This window comes from Telluria sp. AZSoR62, from assembly GCF_058111565.1.
Genome location: NZ_JBYTST010000006.1, coordinates 155,496 through 176,591, shown reverse-complemented (window position 1 = coordinate 176,591; position 21,096 = coordinate 155,496). Strand labels below are relative to the sequence as shown.

The following is a 21,096-nucleotide window of genomic DNA, read 5'->3' as shown; positions in this document are numbered from 1 at the left end:
CCGGGTTTGCGCCCGGCAAACTGGTAAGATCAAAACCGCCCGACTTACCTTCGGGCGGTTTTTTTTTCAACAATGTGTGCCGCCATGTTCCCGAGCTCCACCATGCTGTCGACCCCAGCGGTCGCTACGATCAACCACTTGCTGGCCCAGGAAGCCTGGGCGCGCGATACGCTCGTCCGTCATGCCGGCAAGCAAGCCTGCATCGACACGGGCCAGTTCCAGCTGCGCCTGCGCGTGGCGCGCGACGGCATGCTCGAAAGCGGCGGCGAGGCCCCGGACAACGTGACCATCCGCGTCAAGCTGGCCGACCTGCCCTTGATCGCGCAAAACCGCGACCGCGCCTTTTCCTATGTGAAGATCGAGGGCGACGCGGAATTTGCCAACACCATCTCGGCCCTGTCCAGGGATTTGCGCTGGGATGCCGAATACGACCTGGAACGCTTCATCGGCCCGCTCGGCGCGCGCGGCCTGGTGCAGGGCTCGCGCGGCGCGGCCGAAGGCGTGCTGGGCGCCGGCCGCCGGCTGGCCGAGAACGTGGCCGAATTTTTGCTGGAAGAGCGCCCTGTGCTGGTACGCCCGTCCCAGGTCGGCGAGTTCGCCGCCGACGTGGTGCGCCTGCGCGACGATGTCGAGCGCACCGCCAAGCGCATCGCGAAACTCGAAGCGCGCCTGGCGCAGGCCGCTTCCGCCCCCCACGCCGGGCGACCACTGACTTCTTCGGATAGCTGATGATATTGAAATTCCTGCGCCTGGTAAAAATCCTGACCATCGCCACCAAATACGGTCTCGACGAGATCGCGGTGACGAGCCTGCAGGCGCCGCGCACCGCACGCTTCATGAATACCGTGTTCTTCTGGCGCCGCATCACCTCGCCGCGCGCGATCCGCCTGCGCCAGGCGCTCGAAGAACTGGGCCCGATCTTCATCAAGTTCGGCCAGGTGCTCTCGACCCGGCGCGACCTGATGCCCCAGGACATCGCCGACGAGCTCTCGCTGCTGCAAGACCAGGTGCCGCCTTTCGATTCCGACCTGGCCATCGCCCAGATCACGGCTTCGCTCGGCGCCCACCCCAACGAATTGTTCGCCAGCTTCGAACGCACCCCGGTGGCCTCGGCCTCGATCGCCCAGGTGCACTTCGCCACGCTCAAGAACGGCACCGAGGTGGCGGTGAAAGTGCTGCGCCCGGGTATGAAGAAGACCATCGACGAAGACCTGGCCCTGATGGACCTGGCCGCGCGCCTGATCGAGCGCGTCTGGGCCGAAAGCCGGCGCCTGAAGCCGCGCGAAGTGGTGGCCGAGTTCGACAAATACCTGCACGACGAGCTCGACCTGATGCGCGAAGCGGCCAATGCCAGCCAGCTGCGCCGCAACTTCGCCAATTCGAATCTGCTGATGGTGCCGGAGATGCACTGGGATTATTGCTCGAGCAGCGTGATCGTCATGGAACGCATGCGCGGCATCCCGGTGTCGCAGATCGACCGCCTGGCAGCCGAAGGCGTGGACCTGAAGAAGCTGTCGAGCGACGGCGTGGAAATCTTTTTCACCCAGGTCTTCCGTGATGGCTTCTTCCATGCCGACATGCACCCTGGGAATATTTTGGTCTCGGTCGAGAAGGAAACCTTCGGGCGCTACATTGCGCTCGACTTCGGCATCGTCGGCACCCTGACCGATTTCGACAAGGATTACCTGTCGCAGAACTTCCTGGCCTTCTTCCGCCGCGACTACAAGCGCGTGGCCGAGGCCCACATCGAATCGGGCTGGGCGCCGCGCACGACCCGCGTGGACGAGCTGGAATCGGCCGTGCGTGCCTGCTGCGAGCCGATCTTCGACCGCCCGCTGAAGGATATTTCCTTCGGCCAGATCCTGCTGCGCCTGTTCCAGACGTCGCGCCGCTTCAATATCGAGGTCCAGCCCCAGCTCGTTCTGCTGCAAAAGACCCTGCTCAACATCGAAGGCCTGGGCCGCCAGCTCGACCCGGAACTCGATTTGTGGAAGACCGCCAAGCCCTACCTGGAACGCTGGATGGGCGAGCAGGTCGGCTGGGGCGGCATGGTCGAGCGCCTGCGCGCCGAAGCGCCGCGCTACGCCCACATCTTCCCGCAACTGCCGCGCCTGCTGCACCAGGCGCTCGAACACCACGCCCACGCCAGCATCGGCAACACCGGCGGCCACCCGATGTCCAATGCCGACATCATGGCCATGGTGCTGGCCGAGCAGCGCCGCACCAACCGCCTGCTGGGCCTGATGACCTTCCTCGGCCTGGTGGCAGGCAGCCTGGGCATGGCGGCGATCGGCTGGTTCTTCGTCTATGGCGGCGGCTGACGCCCCGAGCTTCGACAGCCGCGACCCGCTCGACCCGCAATTCTGGGACGAGCGCTTCGCCAAGGCCTTCACGCCCTGGGACCGCGGCGGCGTGCCGCAGTCCCTGCGCGATTTCGCCGCCGGCAATCCTCCCTTGGTCACCCTGATTCCCGGCTGCGGCAGCGCCTGGGAACTGGCCTACCTGTGCGAGGCCGGCTGGGACGCAACCGCGATCGACTTCGCACCCGCTGCCGTTGCGCGCGGCAAGGCGCTGGCGGGGCAGTGGAGCGAGCGCGTGGTCCAGGCCGACTTCTTTGCCTGGCAGCCGGCACGGGCGCTGGACTTCATCTACGAATGCGCCTTCCTGTGTGCGCTGCCGCGGGCCATGCGCCCCCGGGTCGTAGCGCGCTGGGCCGCGCTGTTGGCGCCAGGCGGCAGGGTAGGGGGCTTTTTCTTTTTCGACGAGGGCGCCAAGGGACCGCCGTTCGGGATCGCGCGCGAAGAGCTCGACGCCTTGATGGCGCCTTGTTTTGCGTGCACCGAAGATGCGCCGGTAGCCGATTCGATTCCCGTGTTCGCCGGCAAAGAACGCTGGATGGTGTGGCAGCGCCGCTAGCGCCGCAATTCCAACTTCGGGGTCAGGTCTGACATTTGGACACGAGCTCGACCGTGCGCCAGCTGAGCCCGTGTCTGAATGTCAGACCTGACCCCGGGTTGCGCTTGGATTGCGATCAGTTCAGCGCCAAAAGAAAAGCCCGCATGCGCGGGCTCTTTGAAGTACAGCGTTCTTTTACGGACCAGCGGCGGTGCAGCACCGCGCAATCTTCTGTTTCTTTTCAACTTTGGACAGCAGAGCTTGCTCTACTCCCACGTGTCGTTAGGAAAGATGCTATTTAATCACTCCGGGCTGCTATTGAGCAAACGAAACAGTTGTTGAGGATGAAGAAAAACAACACCCGCGCGGCATGGCAGGGGAGCGTCCCCGTTCGGTCGTGGCGGCCCCTGCAGCCCAAACAGGCAACAGTTCACGCAAAAGCTTTATAATTCAGGGTTTTGTAGATTTTTGCGGAGTAATGCGATGCCGATTTACGCCTACCGCTGCGATGAATGCGGATTTACCAAAGATGCCCTGCAAAAAATTTCCGATCCGGTGCTGACGGTCTGCCCGTCGTGCGGCAAGGACGCCTTCAAGAAACAGGTGACGGCGGCCGGCTTCCAGCTCAAGGGCTCGGGCTGGTATGTCACCGATTTTCGGGGCGGTAATGCGCCCGCTACGGGCACTGCCGCAGGGGCAGCTTCGGCCGCCACGCCGGCCGCGTCAAGCGAGGGCAGCAGCACTCCGGCCGCCACCAGCACGCCGGCGCCTGCCGCGGCGAGCGGCGGCGACAAGAGCGGCACCTGAGTCCGGCAAATGCGACGGCCCGCAAGGGCTGCACACCATAAGAACAAATGAATTCGATGCGCAAATATTTCCTGACCGGCTTGCTGGTGCTGGTGCCCCTGGCGATTACGGCATGGGTGCTGAGCCTGATCATCAGCACGCTGGACCAGTCGCTGCTGTTCGTGCCTGAATCCTGGCAGCCGCACACCATCTTCGGCCGCGACGTGCCGGGCGTGGGCGCCGTGCTGACGCTGGCCATCGTGTTCGTCACGGGCCTGCTGACCAATAACCTGGTCGGGCGCTGGGTGGTGAAGGTAGGCGACCGTGTGATGAAGCGCATCCCGGTGGTCAGCTCGCTCTACGGCAGCGTCAAGCAGGTCTCGGACACGCTGTTCTCGTCCTCGGGCAATGCGTTCCGCACGCCGGTCCTGATTCCGTATCCGCACGCGGATTCCTATACGATTGCGTTTCTCACCGGCGTGCCGGGCGGGGACGTCAAGAACCACCTGGTGGGCGACTACGTGAGCGTGTACGTGCCGACCACCCCGAACCCGACCTCGGGCTTCTTCCTGATGATGGAACGCAGCAGGGTCGTGGAACTGAACATGTCGGTCGACGCGGCCTTGAAGCACATCGTCTCGATGGGCGTGGTCGCTCCCGAATAAGCGGTACAGAACAAGCAAACAACGGGCCGATGGCCTTGAACGAACCAACCAACCTGGAACGAAAACTATGTCCTCCATGCGTACTCACTACTGCGGCCTCGTCACCGAGGAACTGCTGGGCCAAACCGTCAGCCTGTGCGGCTGGGTGCATCGTCGCCGCGACCACGGCGGCGTGATCTTCATCGACCTGCGCGACCGTGAAGGCCTGGTGCAGGTGGTCTGCCATCCGGACAACGCCGCCGTGTTCAAGGCCGCCGAGCACGTGCGCAACGAGTTCTGCCTGCGCATCACCGGCACCGTGACCAACCGCCTGGAAGGCACGGCCAACGCCAACCTCAAGTCGGGCAAGATCGAGATCAACGCCAGCAGCGTCGAAGTGCTCAACGCCTCGGTGCCGGTGCCGTTCCAGCTGGACGACGACAACCTGTCGGAGACCACCCGCCTGACCCACCGCGTGCTCGACCTGCGCCGCAACCAGATGCAGCACAACCTGCGCCTGCGCTACAAGGTGTCGATGGAAGTGCGCAAGTACCTGGACAACCTGGGCTTCATCGACATCGAGACCCCGATGCTGACCAAGTCGACCCCGGAAGGCGCGCGCGACTACCTGGTGCCGTCGCGCGTCAACGCCGGCAACTTCTTCGCGCTGCCGCAATCGCCCCAGCTGTTCAAGCAGCTGCTGATGGTGGCGAACTTCGACCGCTACTACCAGATCACCAAGTGCTTCCGCGACGAAGACCTGCGCGCCGACCGCCAGCCTGAATTCACCCAGATCGACTGCGAAACCTCGTTCCTGACCGAGCAGGAAATCCGCGACCTGTTCGAGGACATGATGCGCGTCGTCTTCAAGAACGCCGCCGGCATCGACCTGCCGAACCCGTTCCCGGTCATGGACTTCGCCACCGCGATGGGCATGTATGGTTCGGACAAGCCCGACATGCGCGTCAAGCTCGAGTTCACCGAACTCACCGACCTGATGAAGTCGGTCGAGTTCAAGGTCTTCAACAGCGCCGCCAACATGACGGGCGGCCGCGTGGTCGGCATGCGCGTGCCGCAGGGCGGTTCGATGCCGCGCTCGGAAATCGACGCCTACACCCAGTTCGTCGGTATCTACGGCGCCAAGGGCCTGGCCTACATCAAGGTCAACGAGAAGGCAAAAGGCCGTGATGGCCTGCAGTCGCCGATCGTCAAGAACATCTCGGACGAGGTCCTGGCCCAGATCCTGGAACTGACCCGCGCCGAAGACGGCGACCTGATCTTCTTCGGCGCCGACAAGGCCAAGGTCGTCAACGACGCCATCGGCGCGCTGCGCGTGAAGATCGGCCACTCGGAATTCGGCAAGAAGGCCGGCCTGTTCGACGACGTCTGGTCGCCGCTGTGGGTGATCGATTTCCCGATGTTCGAGCACGACGAAGAAAACAACCGCTGGACCGCCACCCACCACCCGTTCACCGCACCGAAGGACGGCCACGAAGACATGTTGGAGACCAACCCGGGCGCCTGTATCGCCAAGGCCTACGACATGGTCCTGAACGGCTGGGAACTGGGCGGCGGCTCGATCCGTATCCACCGCGAAGAAGTCCAGAGCAAGGTGTTCCGCGCCCTGAAGATCGACGCGGAAGAAGCGCAGCTCAAGTTCGGCTTCCTGCTCGACGCCCTGCAATACGGCGCGCCGCCGCACGGTGGCCTGGCCTTCGGCCTGGACCGCCTGATCACCCTGATGACCGGTTCGGAATCGATCCGCGACGTGATCGCCTTCCCGAAGACCCAGCGCGCCCAGTGCCTGTTGACCAACGCGCCGTCGGAAGTGGACGAGAAGCAGCTCAAGGAGCTGCACATCCGCCTGCGCGCCACCGAGCCGAAAGTCGCGTAATCGTTTTTCGTAGGGTGGGCAAGTTTCTTGCCCACGCGTTCAACCAGCGCGGGCACGACCGGTCACCGGTTCTGCCCGCGTTTGTTATATTGGCCCCATGCCCCATAAAATCCCCGAATCGGTCCTGGTCGTCATCCACACCCCCGCCATGGAGGTGCTGCTCATTGAGCGCGCCGACCGCCCCGGCTTCTGGCAATCGGTCACCGGCTCGCTCGATACGCCGGACGAACCCTTGACGCAGACCGCGGCGCGAGAGCTGTTCGAGGAAACCGGCATCCATGCCGACGGCGAGCGCATTCGCCTGCACGACTGGCGCCTGTCCAACGTCTACGAGATCTATCCGGTCTGGCGCCACCGCTACGCGCCGGGCGTGACGCACAATACCGAACACGTGTTCTCGGTCTGCGTGCCGCGCGACATTCCCATCGTGCTCAGCCCGCGCGAGCACCTGCACCATGCCTGGCTGCCGTACCTGGAGGCGGCCGACCGCTGCTTCTCGTCCTCGAATGCCGAAGCGATCTTGCAGTTGCCGCGGCACATGCCCCTCTAGGCGTTTTCCTTACAAGCGCACGATTGGGTCCGGTTGACGCCGGGCCGGACGCACGATGTTGTTAGAATGTTCCCATGAAGATTCGCGTGGCTACCTACAACATTCACAAAGGCGTCTCCTCGCTGCGCAGTACGCCGCGGGTGATCGCATTGAAGAAGGCAATCGCCGAATTCCATGCCGATGTCGTCTTCCTGCAGGAAGTGCAGGGGCGGCACGACCGCCACCTCGAGCGCTACGGCAAGGAGGCTCTCGAGCACCACCACTGGCCCGAGGAAGCGCAGCACGAGTATTTCACCAGCGAGGCGCATCACAGCGCCTATGGCATGAACGCCGTCTACGACCACGGCCACCACGGCAATGCCTTGCTGAGCGCCTTCCCGATCGAGGATTCGCACAACCACGACATCTCCGACCACGCCTACGAACAGCGCGGCATCCTGCACTGCGTGCTGGAGACGCCCTCCGGCCGGGTGCACTGCTACGTGGTGCACCTGGGCCTGTTCGAGGGCAGCCGCGGGCGCCAGACGGCCTCCCTGATCGAGCACGTCAACGCTTCCTCGCATGGCGAGCCGGTCATCATCGCCGGCGACTTCAACGACTGGCGCAACACCCTGAGCGAGCGCCTGCGCAATGCGCTGGGGGTGGTCGAGGTGTTCGACGAGGTGGGACCGAAGTCGCCGATGGGCGACATGGTGCGCAGCTGGGCCGGCCGTGCGCCGCGCCTGGCGCCTGCGCGCACCTTCCCGGCCATGCTGCCCTGGTTCCGCCTGGACCGCATCTATGTGCGCGGCTTCAATGTCGATAACGCCCAGGTGATGCACGGCCCGCTGTGGGCCAAGCTGTCCGACCACGCACCGATCGTGGCGGAACTCCAGCTCAGTTAACGGACCGCCAGCGTCCATGCGCTCGGTCGCCTTTGTCGACAACAACGACGTCACCCTGCTCGAGAGCGGCACTGCGTATTTTCCTGCGCTGGTCGAGGCCCTCGACGCGGCCCGGTACGAGGTCCTGTTCGAAACCTATATCTTCGCCGAGGACGACACCGGGCAAGCCGTGCGCGACGCCTTGATCCGCGCCGAGCGCCGCGGGGTGAAGGTGCGCGTACTGGTCGACTGGATCGGCACCGAGCACCGCCCCGCCACCCGCCTGGGAGCGGCCTTTGCCGACACCGGCGTGCAGTACCGCGTCTTCAATCCCTGGTGCCGGCGCGGCATCGCGCGCTCGCACCGCAAGATCGCCGTGATCGACCGCGAGGTCGCGTTCGTCGGCGGCATCAACATCAACGACGACATGCGCTGCGACCACGCCGAGCACCAGCGCCTGGCCGCGCCGCGCTGGGATTTCGCGGTGCGGGTGCGCGGGCCGCTGGTGGCCCAGATCCACGACGAAGCGCGCGGCCAGTGGCTGCGCGCGGGTCGCCTCGGCCTGAAGCAGCGCTTCGAATTGTTCAAGGAGTCGCGCAAGCGTCCTGCCACCTCCTGCGCCCATCCGGCGCGCGCCGCCTTTGTCGTGCGCGACAACCTGCGCAACCGCTCCACCATCCAGCGCGCCTACCTGCAGGCGCTGGGCCGTGCCCGGCACAGCGTGCTGCTGGCCACCCCGTATTTCGCCCCGGGGCGCAAGTTCCGCAAGGCGCTGGCCCATGCGGCGCGGCGCGGCGTCGAGGTGACGCTGCTGATCGGGGTAGGGGAGTTCCGCATCCAGGACGCGGTTGCGCATTCCTTCTACCCGAAGCTGCTGGCCGATGGCATCAAGGTGGTCGAGTACCGCAAGACCCAGCTGCATGCCAAGGTCGCGGTGGTCGACGACGACTGGGCCACGGTCGGGTCGAGCAATTGCGACGGGCTGTCGCTGTTCCTGAACCAGGAAGCCAACGTGGTCGTGCTCGACCAGCAGTTCGCCGCCACCATGCGCGAGCACATCGAGCGCGGCATCGCCGACGGCGTGCCGGTCTGCGCCGAGGAGTTCGGGCACATCGGCTGGTTCAGGCGTGCGAGCTATGGCGCGGCTTATCTGTTGTATAAACTGGTCATGCGGATCTTTGCGATCGGCTATGCATAGGACACATCATGGAAGACAACAACGTACGACTCGACAAATGGCTGTGGGCGGCGCGCTTCTTCAAGACGCGCTCGATGGCAACCGACGCGATCGACCGCGGCCGCGTGCGCATCGACGGCGAACCGGTCAAGCCGGCCCGCAACGTGAAACTCAACGACAAGCTGGTGATCGACAACGGCTCCGACCGCTGGGAAGTGATCGTCGCCGCCATCTCGGACAAGCGCGGCCCGGCGCCGGTGGCGCGCGAACTGTATTTCGAGACCGACGAGAGCACGACTAAGCGCGAGAACGACAAGACCGCGCGCCGCCTGTTCCCGGAGCCCAGCCTGGACATCAAGGGCCGGCCGACCAAGCGCGACCGCAGGGCGATCGAAAAAGCCGGCTCTTAACTTCAAACAACATCGGGGTCAGACCTGACCCCGAAGTGACATCAATAGCGCGGGCGGTAAAAACAAGCGCACGACCGTCCAAAAATGCGGTACCTTTACATCTGCGACAACCTTGTTCCCGTTGAAACCCGGCGCGAACGTCCTGCAGGCGGTTTCTCCGCCTGCCGTTGTCTCGCATCAATAGAATTCCAACTCTAAGTTCCCGTTTGACATTTCAGGCCTGGTAGATAATAGTACGAGCGTTCGGATTTTTTCGATTCAGGGGCCGTTATCACTACTTCAGCAAAATTCATGCGCAAGGGCGAACTCACGCGAGCGGCAATTCTCGACGTGGCGCTCGAGCTGTCCAGCCGCGACGGACTGGAAGGCCTGACCATCGGCCTGCTGGCCGACCGGATGAACATGAGCAAGTCCGGCGTGTTCGCGCATTTCGGTTCGCGCGAAGACCTGCAGCTGGAAGTTGTCAAGCTCTACCACCACCGCTTCGAGCAGGAAGTGTTCTTCCCGAGCGTGCGCGAGCCGCGCGGCCTGCCGCGCCTGGAGTCGATGTTCGACCGCTGGCTCAAGCGCGTGTCGGTCGAGATCGCGTCGGGCTGCATCTACATCAGCGGCGCCGTCGAGTACGACGACCGCCCGGGCCCGATCCGCGAGGAGCTGGTGTCGATGGTGCAGGCCTGGCAGGGCGCGCTGCAGCGCAGCGCGCGCCAGGCGATCGACATCGGCCACCTGCGTCCCGACACCGATGCCGAACAGCTGGTGTATGAAATGTATGGGCTGATCCTGGCCCTGCACCACGATGCCCGCTTCCTGCGCATGCCCGGCTCGGTCGAGCGCGCGCGCCGCGGCTTCGAGCGGCTTATTGAGAATTATCGCAATCCCACGCCTGCGGGCACCCCGGCGCAGTAAGCACTGCGCCACAGTCAAACAACACAATCACCTTCGTCAGGAGAAAACCATGGGTCAGTACGTCGCGCCAATCCGGGATATGCAGTTCGTTCTGCACGAATTCCTCAACGTCAGCGAAGAGTTCAAGAACCTGCCTGCCTACCAGGAAATCGACGCCGACATCATCAACCAGGTGCTGGAAGAAGGTGCGAAGTTCACGCAGGAAGTCCTGTTCCCGCTGAACCATTCGGGCGACCGCGAAGGCTGCCATTACGACGCCGCCACCAAGACGGTCACCACGCCGAAGGGCTTCAAGGAAGCGTACAAGCAGTATGTGGAAGGCGGCTGGGCGGCTCTCGGCTGCGATCCGGAGTACGGCGGCCAGGGCCTGCCCATTACGCTGAACAATTCGTTCTACGAGATGCTCAATTCGTCGAACCAGGCATGGACCATGTACCCGGGCCTGTCGCACGGCGCCTACGAGTGCCTGCTGGAGCACGGCAGCGACGAGCAGAAGAAGCTGTTCCTGCCCAAGCTGGTCTCGGGCGAGTGGACCGGCACCATGTGCCTGACCGAAGCGCATTGCGGCACCGACCTGGGCCTGCTGCGCTCGAAGGCCGAGCCGCAAGCCGACGGCACCTACAAGATCAGCGGCTCGAAGATCTTCATCTCGGCCGGCGAGCACGACATGTCCGAGAACATCGTGCACCTGGTGCTGGCGCGCCTGCCGGATGCACCGGAAGGCTCGAAGGGCATCTCGCTGTTCCTGGTGCCGAAGTTCAACGTCAACGCCGACGGTTCGCTGGGCGAGCGTAATGGCATCGCCTGCGGCGCCATCGAAGAAAAGATGGGCATCCACGGCAACTCGACCTGCCAGATGAACCTGGACGGCGCCAACGCCACCCTGATCGGCCAGCCGCACAAGGGCCTGCAGGCGATGTTCGTGTTCATGAACGCCGCCCGCCTGGGCGTGGGCATGCAGTCGCTCGGCCTGACCGAAGTGGCTTACCAGAACGCGCTGGTGTACGCGAAAGACCGCATCCAGATGCGCAGCCTGTCGGGCCCGAAGGCGCTTGATAAGCCGGCCGACCCGATCATCGTGCACCCGGACGTGCGCCGCATGCTGCTGACCGCGAAAGCCTTCGCCGAAGGCGCGCGCGCACTGACCTCGTACATCGCGCTGCAGATCGACCGCGAACTGAACCACCCGGACGAAGCGGTACGCAAGGAAGCCGCCGGCGAAGTCGCGCTGCTGACCCCGATCGTCAAGGCCTTCATCACCGACAACGGCTGGATCGCGACCTCGGAAGCGATGCAGGTCTACGGCGGCCATGGCTACATCGCCGAGTGGGGCATGGAGCAGTACGTGCGCGACGCCCGCATCAACATGATCTACGAAGGCACCAACACCATCCAGTCGCTCGACCTGCTGGGCCGGAAGATCCTGATGGACAACGGCACCAAGCTGCGCGCCTTCGGCGAGAAGATCAAGGCCTTCGTGGAAGAGAACGGCCTGGACGAGTCGATGTCGGAATTCGTGACCCCGCTGGGCGAGCTCGGTGAGAAGGTCACCAAGCTGACCATGGAAATCGGCATGAAGGCCTTCCAGAACCCGGACGAAGTCGGCGCCGCCGCCGTGCCTTACCTGCGCGTGGTCGGCCACCTGGTGTTCAGCTACTTCTTCGCCCAGATGGCGAAGATCGCGCTGGCCAAGCAGGATTCGGACGACAAGTTCTACGTCGCCAAGCTGCACACCGCGCGCTTCTACTTCGCCCGCCTGTACCCGGAAACCGCGATGCTGATCCGCCAGGCCCGTTCGGGTTCGGCGAACCTGCTGGCGCTGGACGCAGACCTGTTCTAAATACCCATCACGCTGCCCCGCGTGTGCGGGGTAGCGACTTAACAAGGAAATACAGAATGTCCAATTTCATCGTCAAGAAAGTCGCCGTGCTGGGCGCCGGCGTGATGGGCGCGCAGATTGCTGCGCATTGCGTGAACGCCAAGGTGCCGGTCGTGCTGTTCGACCTGCCTGCCAAGGACGGCAATAAAAACGGCATCGTCCTGCGCGCCATCGAGAACCTGAAGAAACTGTCGCCGGCCCCGCTGGGCAACAAGGACGACGCGTCGCTGATCGAAGTGGCCAACTACGAGGACAATCTCGACGTACTGCTTGGGTGCGACCTGATCATCGAAGCCATCGCCGAGCGCATGGACTGGAAACACGACCTGTACAAGAAGGTCGCGCCGCACATCGCGCCGAACGCGATCTTCGCCTCGAACACCTCGGGCCTGTCGATCAACAAGCTGGCCGAAGGCTTCGACGACGAGCTGAAGGCGCGCTTCTGCGGCGTGCACTTCTTCAACCCGCCGCGCTACATGCACCTGGTCGAACTGATCCCGACCACCTCGACCCGTCCTGAAATCCTCGACCAGCTCGAGACCTTCCTGACCTCGACCCTGGGCAAGGGCGTCGTGCGCGCCAAGGATACCCCGAACTTCATCGCCAACCGCGTCGGCATCTTCGGCATGCTGGCCACCATCCACGAAGCCGAGAAGTTCGGCCTGTCGGTGGACGTGGTCGACGACCTCACCGGCGCCAAGCTGGGCCGCGCTAAATCCGGCACCTTCCGCACCGCCGACGTCGTGGGCCTGGACACCATGGGCCACGTGATCAAGACCATGCAGGACACGCTGCAGGACGACCCGTTCTTCAGCCTGTACAAGACGCCGGACGTGCTGGCGAAACTGATCGAGAAGGGCGCCCTGGGCCAGAAGACCGGCGGCGGCTTTTATAAAAAGGTCGGCAAGGAGATCCAGCGCCTGGACTTCGCCACCGGCGAATACGTCGCAGGCGGCGCCAAGGCGGCCGACATCGTCGCCCGCATCCTGAAAGAGAAAGACCCGGTCAAGAAGTTCAAGGCCATGCGCGAATCGACCAACCCGCAGGCGCAGTTCCTGTGGGCGATCTTCCGCGACGCCTTCCACTACATCGCCGTGCACCTCGACACCATCGCCGACAACGCGCGCGACGTCGACTTCGCGATGCGCTGGGGCTTCGGCTGGAGCGTCGGCCCGTTCGAGACCTGGCAGGCCGCCGGCTGGACCCAGATCGCCCAGTGGGTCAAGGAAGACATCGACAGCGGCAAGGCATTGACCAACGCGCCGCTCCCAGCCTGGGTGTTCGAAGGCCAGGTCGCCGAAAAAGGCGTGCACACCGCGGAAGGCTCGTTCTCGGCCTCGAAGAACGCGTATGTGCCGGCATCCGACCTGCCTGTGTACCAGCGCCAGCAGTTCCGCGCACCGGTGCTGGGTTCGACCACGACTGACCCAAAGACCTTCGGCACCACCGTGTTCGAAGACGAATCCGTGCGCCTGTGGCATGCGGACGACGAGGTGCTGGTCATCTCGCTCAAGACCAAGATGCACGTCATCGGCGAAGGCGTCGTCAAGGGCCTGCAGCGCGGCATGCTTGAGGCCGAAAAAGGCTACAAGGGCCTGGTGATCTGGAATACCGATGCGGCCGAAGGCGGCGCGTTCTCGGCCGGCGCCGACCTGCAGTCGGCCATGCCGGCCTTCATGATGGGCGGCGCCAAGGCGATGGACCCGATGGTGCGCGACCTGCAGAACGTCTTCATGCAGATGAAGTACTCGAACATCCCGGTCGTCGCCGCAGTGGCGGGCCTGGCGCTGGGCGGCGGCTGCGAGATGATGCTGCACGCCTCGAAGCGCGTCGCGTCGATCGAATCGTACATCGGCCTGGTGGAAGTGGGCGTCGGCCTGGTGCCTGCCGGCGGCGGCCTGAAGGAAGCGGCTGTCCGTGCATTCACGGAAGCCAAGGGCAACGACATCCTGCAATTCCTGAAGACGGGCTTTACCAACGCGGCCACCGCCCAGGTGTCGAAGTCGGCCCTGGAAGCGAAGGCCATGGGCTACCTGAAGGAAGACGACGTCATCGTCTTCAACCCGTACGAACTGCTGCACGTGGCGAAGACCACCGCGCGCGCCATGTTCGACGCCGGCTACCGCGCCCCGGCGCGCCGGCAGGTACAAGTCACCGGCCGCTACGGCTGGGCGACCATCCGCGGCCAGCTGGTCAACATGCGCGACGGCGGCTTCATCTCGGCCCACGACTACAAGCTGGGCGACATGATCGCCGAGATCGTGACCGGCGGTGACGTCGACCAGGGCAGCGTGGTGTCGGAACAGTGGCTGCTCGACATGGAGCGCAAGGCCTTCATCGAGCTGCTGGCGAACCCGAAGACGCAAGAGCGGATCATGGGCATGATGCAAACCGGTAAGCCGGTCCGCAACTAACGCGACGACAGAACAGGACTACTGACATGAGCAAACAACTTCAAGACGCATACATCGTCGCGGCCACCCGCACCCCGATCGGCAAGGCGCCGCGCGGCTTCTTCAACAAGACCCGTCCGGACGACCTGTTGGTACACGCCATCCGCGGCGCCATGGCCGCCGTGCCGAACCTCGACCCGGCCCTGATCATCGACGCCATCGTCGGCTGCTCGTTCCCGGAAGCGGAGCAGGGCTTCAACGTGGCGCGTAACGCCGTCGTGCTGGCCGGCCTGCCGAACACCGTGGGCGGCGTCACCGTCAACCGCTACTGCGCCTCGGGCATCACCGCCCTGGCCATGGCGGCCGACCGCATCCGCGTGGGCGAGGCCGACGTGATGATCGCCGGCGGCGTCGAATCGATGTCGATGGTGCCGATGATGGGCCACCACCCCTCCATTAATATGGAGACGTTCAGGGACGAGAACGTGGGCCTGGCCTACGGCATGGGCCTGACCGCGGAAAACGTGGCCAACCAGTGGAAGATCTCGCGCGAAGACCAGGACGCCTTCGGCCTGGAGTCGCACCGCCGCGCCATCGCTGCCCAGCAGGCCGGCCACTTCAAGGACGAGATCACCCCGGTCGAGATCATCACCCGCACGCCGAACCTGGCCACCGGCGAGATCGACGTGAAGCGCCGCACCGTGGACCTGGACGAAGGCCCACGCGCCGACGCCTCGATGGAAGGCATGGCAAAGCTCAAGCCGGTGTTCGCGGCCAAGGGCTCGGTCACCGCCGCGACCTCGTCGCAGATGTCGGACGGCGCCGGTGCGCTGATCGTCGTCAGCGAGAAGATCCTGCGCGAGCACAACCTGACCCCGCTGGCGAAATTCTCCTCGTTCGCGGTGCGCGGCGTGCCGCCGGAAATCATGGGCATCGGCCCGAAGGTCGCGATCCCTGCCGCGCTGGCCGCCGCCGGCATCACCCAGGACCAGCTGGACTGGATCGAGCTGAACGAAGCCTTCGCCGCGCAAGCGCTGGCCGTGGCGCGCGACCTGAACCTGGACATGTCCAAGGTCAACCCGATGGGCGGCGCGATCGCCCTGGGCCACCCGCTGGGCGCCACCGGCGCCATCCGCGCCGCGACCGTCGTGCACGCCCTGCGCCGCAACAACCTGAAGTACGGCATGGTGACGATGTGCGTCGGCGCCGGCATGGGCGCGGCCGGTATCATCGAGCGCGTTTAAGCATCAAGTAGCGTATCACCGCGTGGGCGGGAGACCCGCCCACCCTACAACGTCGACATATCGCGACTCGTAGGGTGGGCAGGTCTCCTGCCCACGCGTCCAACCAGCTTAAGAATATTCGGAGACTCCCTGAACATGGACATGCTGATCACCAAGGCCGCCGGCCTGCTGACCATCGAATTCAACCGCCTCGAGCGCAAGAACGCCATCACCGCCGTGATGTACCAGGCCATGGCCGACGCCCTCGTCGATGCGGAACAGGACAGCGCCGTGCGCGCCATCCTCATCGCCGGCAAGCCGGAGATCTTCACCGCCGGTAACGACCTGGACGACTTCATGAAGAATTCGGCTCCGGTGCCAGGGGTGCCCGCCGAAGCCCGTCCGGTCTTCCAGTTCATGCGCGCCCTGCACGGCAGCACCAAGCCGGTCGTCGCAGCCGTGGCCGGCGCGGCCATCGGCATCGGCACCACGATGCTGATGCATTGCGACCTGGTGTACGCGGCCGACAACGCCAAGTTCTCGATGCCTTTCACCCAGCTCGGCCTGTGCCCGGAATTCGGCTCCTCGCTCTTGGTGACGCAATCGGCGGGCTACGCGCGCGCCGCCGAAAAGCTGCTGCTGGGCGAAGCCTTCGGCGCCCAGGAAGCGTTCGAGATGGGCATGGTCACCCGCGTGCTGCCGGCTGCCGAACTGCGCGCGTTTGCCGAGGCGCAGGCCGCCAAGCTGGTGGCGCTGCCGGCCGCCTCGATCCGCACCACCAAGGCGCTGATGAAGCGTCCGCGCGTCGACGCCATCGAAGCTGCCATCGCGGCCGAGAACGAGCGCTTCGCGGCCATGCTGCTGGCGCCGGAAGCGAAGGAAGCCTTCACTGCGTTCTTCCAGAAGCGCAAGCCGGATTTCAGCCAGTTCGACTGATTGCAAGGAGGCCCGCGACCCGCCTGCGGGCCTGTTGAGTGTCATACATGCACCATACATGCCAAAAAGTTTACTTAAGTTAATAAGTGCTTATGTCGGGTAACTTTACAATTGCAGCAAGGGAATTTGTGTTGCTCCATGTAAGCACCTGATATCCCTCGTTATTTTCCTGGTGGCATGGTTGTTGCTTATAGAAAAGGGTCTGGCTGTATGCCACCTTTGACCCACCATGAGAGTAACCACCATGTACAAATTCGTTTCCATCCTCGCCATCGCTGCAGCCAGCCTGTTCACCAGTACCGCCGCCAACGCCGTTGTCATCAATTACAACGCGCAACCGATGAACATGATGACTTCCGTGACCGAACAGGGATATACGACGACCGCCTTGGGAGCGCTGGCGGCCGTGGCGAATTACAACTGGTGCAATCCGCAATGCGTCTCGAATGGCAGCAATTACCTGATGACCTACTACAAGGAAGGCTTCAGCTTCAAGGCCAATGCGGGCACGGCATTCGGCATGAGCAGTTTCGACGCTGCAGAGGTGTTTACCAGCTTCGCAGGCGCGCCTAACTTACTGGTCACTGGTTTCAAGGCAGCAGGCGGCACCGTGACGCAGTCTTTCGTGCTGGACGGCATCCGTGATGGCGTCAACGGCGTGCAGGATTTCCAGACTTTCTCCTTGTCAAACTTCACCAACCTGACGTCCGTCACGTTCAGCGCCACTGGCAATTACCATTACTTCGCTCTCGACAACGTGAATGTCTCGCCGGTTTCCGAAGCGGGATCGCTTGCATTGCTGAGCCTGGGTCTGGGCCTGATCGGCATGAACGCACGTCGCCGCAAACAGAAATAATTGGTGTCGCCCGGCCTGCACCGGGCGCAGTCCGCCGGAGCTGCCGCTACCGTCGCCGGGCGCTGACGCCGGTTCGTGAGCGCGCGCCTTCCCCGGGCGCCGAGCTGCTAGACTGACGGATTGCCGGCCACCTCGGCCGCAGCACCGGGCATGCATATGTTCCGCGCATATACGCCAATGAAGCGCCCGCTGCGTGTCTCCAGAAGTGCAGGCAGGGTGCCCGCCAGTTAGATTCATCCATCTGCCAGGGGGGGCGATGTCGGCACATACGCACACGTTCCCGCACTGGCCCTTCGCCGATAGCGTGGATACCGTCGCCTTCTGCACCGCCGGCGTGGCCGAGGGCCGCTTGCCAGTACTGCAGGTGACCCGCGACCAGGGGGGCGGCTGGCAGTTCCTGGATGCCGCGACCGACGAGCCGGGCCAGTGCAGGCTGCTGTGCCTGGGCTGCGTGATCGAGCGCGACCCCACGCTGGCGCAGCTCGGCGATTTGCCGCCGGGTTGGAGCGCCTACCGCGCCGGCGCCGGGGCGTCCTGGGAGCGCTGGCAGAAGGATAGCAATGAGCATGCGGCGGAACGCCGTGCGCTGGAAAACATCGACGCCTACGGCCTGCATATCCTGAACGTGGCCGCCGCAGGCGAACTGCCCCCATTCTCGTATTCGATCGGCGTCGGCCAGTCGCTCGGCTTGCCCGAACTGATCGTGGTCGGCCTGCGCCACGAGGTTGCCCAGGCCGCGCTCAACGCCTGCTATGCCATGATGAAATCGGGGCAGCCGGTGGCGCCCGGCGCGCGCGTCGCCGGCCTGCTTGGCGGCGGCTTCGAATGCGAGATCCGCGAGGTGTCGCCCGCGCATTTTCGGGAATACATGGGCTGGGCATGGTGGCTGTACGACGGCCCGGGCTTTCGCGCCTGGCAGATCGTGTTCCCGGATACGGCAGGCGTCTTTCCGTGGGAGCCGGCGGCCGACGCCTGGTTCAGGAACTGGCAGCCGCTGTTGAACGAGACGGCATCACGCTAGACGCAGGACGTGCAAACGATATTTGCACAGGGGGCCCGGCAGGCAAAGGATATGTGCCTGGAGAGCCTGCGGTGCACATGATCTTTGCATAGTACACTGGCATGATTGCCGTCCTGCTCCCTGCCATGTCCACACCACCTCCCGCATCCTCCGGCCTTGTCTCCGCACCGCCGGCCGCGGTGATGCAGATCCTGTTCTCCGTCGCCTTCGTCCACCTGCTCAACGACTGCGTGCAGGCCGTGCTGCCCGCCATCTACCCGCTGCTGAAAGACGAGTTCACGCTCAGCTTCACCCAGATCGGCCTGATTACATTGACGTTCCAGTGCACCGCCTCGCTGCTGCAGCCCTGGATCGGCCTGTACACCGACAAGCGCCCGCTGCCTTTCCTGCTGCCCTTCGGGATGTGCGTCACCCTGGGCGGCGTGGCGCTGCTGGCCACGGCCCCGAGCTACCCCATGCTGCTGCTGGCGGCGGGCATGATCGGCGTCGGCTCCTCGACCTTCCACCCGGAAGCCTCGCGCGTGGCGCGCCTCGCATCGGGCGGGCGCTTCGGTTTTGCGCAGTCGCTGTTCCAGGTCGGCGGCAACCTCGGTTCGGCCTTCGGGCCGCTGCTGGCGGCGGCCATCATCATTGGCAGCGGGCAGGGCAGGATCGCCTGGCTGATGCTGCTGGTGGTGCTGGCGGTGGCGGTGCTGATTTTCGTGAGCCGCTGGTACGCCGGCCACCTGCGCAATGCCACGAAGAAGATTGCCGTGCATGCGGGGCCGGGCATGTCGCGCGGCCGCGTGCTGTGGGCGCTGACCGTGCTGGCGCTGCTGGTGTTCTCGAAGTACATCTACATGTCCAGCCTGTCGAGCTATTACACTTTCTTCCTGATCGAGAAATTCCAGGTGTCGGTGGAATCGGCCCAGATGTATTTGTTCCTGTTCCTGGCGGCGGTGGCGGCGGGGACGTTTGCCGGCGGGCCGATTGGCGACCGCATCGGCCGCAAGCGCGTGATCTGGTTCTCGATCCTGGGCGCCGCGCCCTTCGCGCTGATGCTGCCGTATGCGAACCTGTTCTGGACCGCGGTGCTGTCGGTGGTGATCGGGCTGGTAATGTCGTCGGCTTTTTCCGCCATCGTCGTGTTCGCGCAGGAGCTGGTGCCGAACAAGGTCGGCATGATCGCGGGCCTGTTCTTCGGGCTGATGTTCGGCATCAGCGGCATCGGCGCGGCCGCCATGGGGGCGATGGCCGATACCACCGGCATCGAATACGTCTACCGGCTCGCGTCCTATTTGCCGCTGCTGGGGATCCTGGCCATCCTGCTGCCGCGGATGGACGCGCCGAAGCGCTAGCGCGCAGCAGCCTGCTTGAGACCCGTCACGCCGCCTTGCGGTCGTCCGGCCTGTCGCCGTGTGCCGTTTCCGCTGCCGGCGTTTGCCGGATCGCCGACAGGTACAGCAGCAACGACGCCAGCGCACACCCGAACAGCGCCAGCGGCAAGACCGTCGTGCCCGATGCGCCGGACAGGATCGCCGCCGCGACCAGCGGGCCGGCCGCCTTGGCCAGCAGCGAAGGCAGGGCCAGCGCGCCCATGATCGCGCCATAGTGGCGGGCGCCGAACATCGCGCGCGGCAGGGTGCCCTTGATGATGGTCAGCACGCCGTTGCTCATTCCGTACAGCAGGCAGAACGCCACCACCGCCCAGGCCTGGGCCCCGAACAGCGCCAGCACCAGCAGCCCGAAAGGCAGGGTCGCGAACACGAAGCGGCCCACCAGCTGCGGCGCGGCGTCCTTTGCCAGCGTGCGCTCGCCGATGCGCCCCGCCACCTGCATCGGGCCGACCAGCGCGGCCAGCAGCACGGCGGTGCCCGCGCTGTGGCCGAGCGTCTGCAGCAGCGGAATCAGGTGTACCGCCAGCGCCGAGAAAATGAAGACGTTGGCCGAGAAGGCCAGGGCCAGCTTCCAGAAGGACGGGTGGCGCACGGCTTGGCCCAGCGTGTGGCTGTCGCGCGGCGCGCCCGGCGCCGCCGGCCGGTGGGGCGCATCGGGTCCCAGCCACAGGTGCAGCGGCAGGCAGACCACGAGCTGCAGCAGGGCGTAGGCAAGGTAGGTGTCGCGCCACCCGAGCTTCGATGCGATGGCCAGCGTCAGCGGCCAGAAGATGGTGCTGGCAAAGCCGGCAAACAGGGTCAGGGTCGAGATCGCGCGCGGCGCGCCCTGCGCGACCTTGCGGTTGATGGTGGCGAAGGCGGCTTCGTAGAGCGTCAGCGCCATGGCCAGGCCGATGACGGTCCAGGCGCCGAAATACGCCGGCGTGGTGGTGCAGCGGGACAGCCAGGCCAGGCCGGCGGCGCAGACCAGCGAGCCGGCCGCCATCACGTAGCGCCCGCCGTGGCGGTCGACCAGGGCGCCGATCGGCGTGGCCGCGACGCCCGCCACCAGCAGGCTCCAGGAGAAGGCTGCAAAGGCCGTTTCGGTGCTGATCTGCAGGTCGCGCCGGATATCGGGCGCCAGTACCGCGAAAGCATAGTAGAGCGCGCCCCACGACGCGATCTGCGTGATGGCGAGGATGCCGATGGTCTTGCGTGCTGCCGACAAGCTGTTCTCCCGATGCGCTAACGCGGGCGCGGCTCCGCTTTCGCAGGCCCTCTTCCCAACCCGTTACTCTACCGCAGCCC

General features: G+C 64.8%; 19 protein-coding genes. 18 read left to right on the top strand and 1 reads right to left on the bottom strand.

Going from position 1 to position 21,096, the window contains the following annotated elements:
* The first annotated feature begins 102 nt into the window (after positions 1-102).
* The 18 genes from AC3XQU_RS11690 to AC3XQU_RS11605 all read left to right on the top strand — a co-directional run bounded on the left by AC3XQU_RS11690 (position 103) and on the right by AC3XQU_RS11605 (position 19,770).
* Entirely contained in the window at positions 103-729 is a 627-nt protein-coding gene (locus AC3XQU_RS11690) for a ubiquinone biosynthesis accessory factor UbiJ (protein ID WP_489874337.1), read from the top strand.
* Entirely contained in the window at positions 729-2,321 is a 1,593-nt protein-coding gene (ubiB, locus tag AC3XQU_RS11685; protein WP_489874336.1) for a ubiquinone biosynthesis regulatory protein kinase UbiB, read from the top strand. The genes AC3XQU_RS11690 and ubiB overlap by 1 nt, the downstream gene beginning before the upstream one ends.
* Complete coding sequence (locus AC3XQU_RS11680) at positions 2,308-2,916, top strand: methyltransferase (RefSeq protein ID WP_489874335.1); 609 nt, start codon at positions 2,308-2,310, stop codon at positions 2,914-2,916. The genes ubiB and AC3XQU_RS11680 overlap by 14 nt, the downstream gene beginning before the upstream one ends.
* Positions 2,917-3,378: 462 nt before the next feature.
* Positions 3,379-3,702 carry an FmdB family zinc ribbon protein gene (locus AC3XQU_RS11675; RefSeq protein WP_489874334.1) on the top strand — a complete coding sequence of 108 codons (324 nt, stop codon included), beginning with the start codon at positions 3,379-3,381 and terminating at the stop codon, positions 3,700-3,702.
* A 56-nt stretch (positions 3,703-3,758) separates the two neighbouring features.
* Complete coding sequence (locus AC3XQU_RS11670; protein WP_489874436.1) at positions 3,759-4,346, top strand: DUF502 domain-containing protein; 588 nt, start codon at positions 3,759-3,761, stop codon at positions 4,344-4,346.
* Between the two features lie 76 nt (positions 4,347-4,422).
* Positions 4,423-6,219 (top strand): aspartate--tRNA ligase, encoded by a 1,797-nt coding sequence (gene aspS / locus AC3XQU_RS11665; RefSeq protein ID WP_489874435.1) that lies wholly within the window; start codon positions 4,423-4,425, stop codon positions 6,217-6,219.
* A 97-nt stretch (positions 6,220-6,316) separates the two neighbouring features.
* A complete protein-coding gene (gene nudB / locus AC3XQU_RS11660) occupies positions 6,317-6,769 on the top strand; it encodes a dihydroneopterin triphosphate diphosphatase (protein ID WP_489874333.1) in 453 nt (150 codons plus the stop codon).
* Between the two features lie 74 nt (positions 6,770-6,843).
* Positions 6,844-7,653 (top strand): endonuclease/exonuclease/phosphatase family protein, encoded by an 810-nt coding sequence (locus AC3XQU_RS11655; protein WP_489874332.1) that lies wholly within the window; start codon positions 6,844-6,846, stop codon positions 7,651-7,653.
* Positions 7,654-7,669: 16 nt separating this feature from the next.
* The gene (clsB, locus tag AC3XQU_RS11650; RefSeq protein ID WP_489874331.1) at positions 7,670-8,830 is read left to right on the top strand and encodes a cardiolipin synthase ClsB; all 1,161 of its coding nucleotides are present in this window, start codon (positions 7,670-7,672) and stop codon (positions 8,828-8,830) included.
* Between the two features lie 8 nt (positions 8,831-8,838).
* Positions 8,839-9,219, top strand: a complete 381-nt coding sequence (locus AC3XQU_RS11645; RefSeq protein ID WP_489874330.1) for an RNA-binding S4 domain-containing protein — start codon at positions 8,839-8,841, stop codon at positions 9,217-9,219.
* A 291-nt stretch (positions 9,220-9,510) separates the two neighbouring features.
* Positions 9,511-10,125 carry a TetR/AcrR family transcriptional regulator gene (locus AC3XQU_RS11640; protein ID WP_489874329.1) on the top strand — a complete coding sequence of 205 codons (615 nt, stop codon included), beginning with the start codon at positions 9,511-9,513 and terminating at the stop codon, positions 10,123-10,125.
* 49 nt (positions 10,126-10,174) lie between these two features.
* Positions 10,175-11,965, top strand: coding sequence for an acyl-CoA dehydrogenase C-terminal domain-containing protein (locus AC3XQU_RS11635; RefSeq protein ID WP_489874328.1), 1,791 nt, complete (start codon positions 10,175-10,177; stop codon positions 11,963-11,965).
* Between the two features lie 56 nt (positions 11,966-12,021).
* Positions 12,022-14,418, top strand: a complete 2,397-nt coding sequence (locus tag AC3XQU_RS11630; protein WP_489874327.1) for a 3-hydroxyacyl-CoA dehydrogenase/enoyl-CoA hydratase family protein — start codon at positions 12,022-12,024, stop codon at positions 14,416-14,418.
* 26 nt (positions 14,419-14,444) lie between these two features.
* Positions 14,445-15,641, top strand: a complete 1,197-nt coding sequence (locus AC3XQU_RS11625; protein WP_489874326.1) for an acetyl-CoA C-acyltransferase — start codon at positions 14,445-14,447, stop codon at positions 15,639-15,641.
* Between the two features lie 135 nt (positions 15,642-15,776).
* On the top strand, positions 15,777-16,556 hold the full coding sequence (locus tag AC3XQU_RS11620; RefSeq protein WP_489874325.1) for an enoyl-CoA hydratase: 780 nt from the start codon (positions 15,777-15,779) through the stop codon (positions 16,554-16,556).
* A gap of 244 nt (positions 16,557-16,800) precedes the next feature.
* Positions 16,801-17,412: a hypothetical protein gene (locus AC3XQU_RS11615; RefSeq protein ID WP_489874324.1), complete on the top strand. Its 612-nt coding sequence runs from the start codon at positions 16,801-16,803 to the stop codon at positions 17,410-17,412.
* A 256-nt stretch (positions 17,413-17,668) separates the two neighbouring features.
* A complete protein-coding gene (locus tag AC3XQU_RS11610) occupies positions 17,669-18,433 on the top strand; it encodes a DUF4262 domain-containing protein (RefSeq protein ID WP_489874323.1) in 765 nt (254 codons plus the stop codon).
* Positions 18,434-18,558: 125 nt separating this feature from the next.
* Positions 18,559-19,770 (top strand): MFS transporter, encoded by a 1,212-nt coding sequence (locus tag AC3XQU_RS11605; protein WP_489874322.1) that lies wholly within the window; start codon positions 18,559-18,561, stop codon positions 19,768-19,770.
* A gap of 25 nt (positions 19,771-19,795) precedes the next feature.
* Here AC3XQU_RS11605 and AC3XQU_RS11600 read toward each other — a convergent pair whose 3' ends face one another.
* Positions 19,796-21,016 (bottom strand): MFS transporter, encoded by a 1,221-nt coding sequence (locus AC3XQU_RS11600; RefSeq protein WP_489874321.1) that lies wholly within the window; start codon positions 21,014-21,016, stop codon positions 19,796-19,798.
* Positions 21,017-21,096: the final 80 nt, after the last annotated feature.